Here is a 2,553-nt window from a genome sequence, read left to right on the forward strand (position 1 = left end):
ATGGATCGCTTGCCGGCGTCGTTCTTTACGTTGCTAGACGAATTGACGATCGCCCGGTCCCGGAACCACATCAAGAAATACTACCGCTCATCGCTCGAAAAAATTGGCCACTTTCCGAAGCGGCGGAAGCCGGAATCAGTGTTTTCAGAAATTGACCTCAAAGGCCGTTTTCTCTCGTATGACCGATTAAACGATGAGATTTCCAAATACGAACTCTCGCTTTTCAACCCCTCTCACTACGTTCTTTCCGATTACGCCGCCCAATATGAAGAACGGAAGGTCAGAAACTTCTCGCAGGCTAATCGCGAGAAATTTCTTATCGGGATGATAAAAGTCAATTTCCTAAAGCGCTTGGAGAGCTCGGTCCACGCGTTCGCCATCACTATGGAAAGGACTGTCGCCAAAATTGAGGCGTTGGAGGAGAGGCTCCGCGCGTATCAGGCACATGCGAAGGCAGCCGAGCAGGCTCTTCAACCAGACCTGTTTGCTGTCGAGGATGAAGACGACGACGATCTGACCGAGGCGTTCCAGGTCGGGTCCAAGCTGAAGTTTGATATGGCTCACCTTAATGTTGATCAATGGCTTAAGGACCTCGCGACCGACAAACAGCAGCTTTCCTTGCTGTCCGACGCTGCTCAAGCGGTCGACACCTCTCGTGACGCCAAATTGGCGAAGCTTAAACAATTGATCGAAAACAAGGTTCGGCACCCAGACCGCAATAGGAAAGGCGAGGAAAATCGCAAGGTTGTTGTTTTCTGCGCTTTTGCGGACACTGCGACTTACCTTTTTGAGGCATTGGAAGAGTGGGCGCGTGGAGCGTTGGGCCTTCATATCGCGCTTGTCTCAGGTGGAGCGAGACCCAATCGTACTACATTTGGAAAGCCCGATTTTTCTCAAATTCTGACCAACTTCTCCCCTCGCGCCAAGCAGCGCGAAAAGCTCAAATCCATGCCGCAAGAGGGGGAGATCGACATTCTGATCGCCACAGACTGCATCTCGGAAGGGCAAAACCTTCAGGACTGCGATTACCTCATCAACTACGACATCCATTGGAACCCGGTCCGCATTATCCAGCGCTTCGGCCGCATCGACCGTATCGGCAGCCTCAATCACGAAATCCAGCTCGTGAACTTCTGGCCGACACCCGATCTCAACAAATACATCAACCTGAAAAACCGGGTTGAGGCCCGCATGGCGCTCGTTGATATCGCCGCGACCAATGAAGACAACATTCTGAATGCCAAGGAAATCGAGGAACTTGTGCAGAATGACCTTCGGTATCGTGATAAGCAATTGCTCCGGCTGAAGGATGAAGTCCTTGATCTTGAAGACTTCAACGAGTCAGTCGCGCTCAGTGAATTCACGCTCGATGATTTCCGCGCAGAACTTATGGGCTTCATCGAGGCGAACCGTGATCGGCTGGAGGATGCGCCTCTCGGCCTCTATGCGGTTGTCCCAACGCATATCAACTATCCAATCGTCCAGCCGGGAACAATTTACTGCTTGAAGCAACGAGTAACGTCGGCCGGTGCTGAGGCGGTCAATCCGCTTCAGCCCTATTTTCTCGTCTATGTCCGCGACGATGGTGAAGTGCGCTACAATTTCACAGCGCCAAAGCAGGTGCTTGAAATCTTCCGTGCCCTTTGCCAGGGCAAGAGCGTGCCCTACGCCAAGCTGTGCGAACTGTTCGATGCGCAGACAGACGATGGGCGCGACATGCAACGCTACAGCACGCTGTTGGATTCGGCGATCAGCGCGATCGCATCACAGACTGACAGAAAGAACCTCGGAAACCTCTTTGCGGGCCGAGGTGGCAAGCTGGTAGACGATTCCAAGTTGCCGAAAACGGCCGCTGATTTTGATCTGGTCACATGGTTGGTGATCATGCAGACCGAGGAGACCGGAAATGACTGAAACTCGGTCAAAGGTTCGGACGGCGCTGCAAGCGTTTGCCACAACCAAAACGAAGGAAGCCGGAACCGAATTGTTCGGCACGCTTGGCTATGTGAGCCGCAAAACCGTCGATCTCGATGGAAAGCCGTCATCATTCCTGAGTTTGGTCGACCGAGACGGCAAGCTGGTGGCGAAACGGGACGCGAAAGTCGAGGCGTGGAACCGCGTTGATCTGCTCTTCCAGCTAACCAACGACGAAATCCCGATACTGGTTCAAGGCAACCCCGACCTCATCGTGGGCAAGCAGGACTATCGCAATTCGATCATCGAATCTTTCGTCTTCCTCACCATCGAACTGCAAGGCGAAGAGTGGAGCCGAACCGAGCTTGCCGGCGTCACGCGCGAGATCAACCGAATTTTCCCCATGCCGGCGCTCATCCTGTTCCGGCACGGCCGTTTCGTGTCTCTCGCAGTTATCGACCGCCGTCCGAACAAAAAGGATGGCTCGCGCGATGTGATCGAAAAGCGCATCTCGATCGTGAAGGACATCAATTTTGCCGACCCGCATCGGGCCCACGTAGAAATCCTCTGCGATATCGCATTGGCTAGCGTGAAGGTGCGCGGGAAGGGTACGCCGACGAATTTCCGCGATCTTTATGA

2 protein-coding genes are annotated in these 2,553 nt (G+C 53.6%); both read left to right on the forward strand.

Translation table 11 applies throughout. From position 1 onward, the window contains the following. On the forward strand, positions 1 to 1,914 hold a 1,914-nt coding region (locus tag AC1D35_RS35535), incomplete at its 5' end, for a C-terminal helicase domain-containing protein (RefSeq protein ID WP_477942652.1). Next, a partial coding sequence (locus AC1D35_RS35540) for a hypothetical protein (RefSeq protein ID WP_477942654.1) occupies positions 1,907 to 2,553 on the forward strand: 647 nt, incomplete at its 3' end. The genes AC1D35_RS35535 and AC1D35_RS35540, both read left to right, overlap by 8 nt.

It is taken from the genome of Rhizobium sp. P1_E6 (assembly GCF_056405875.1).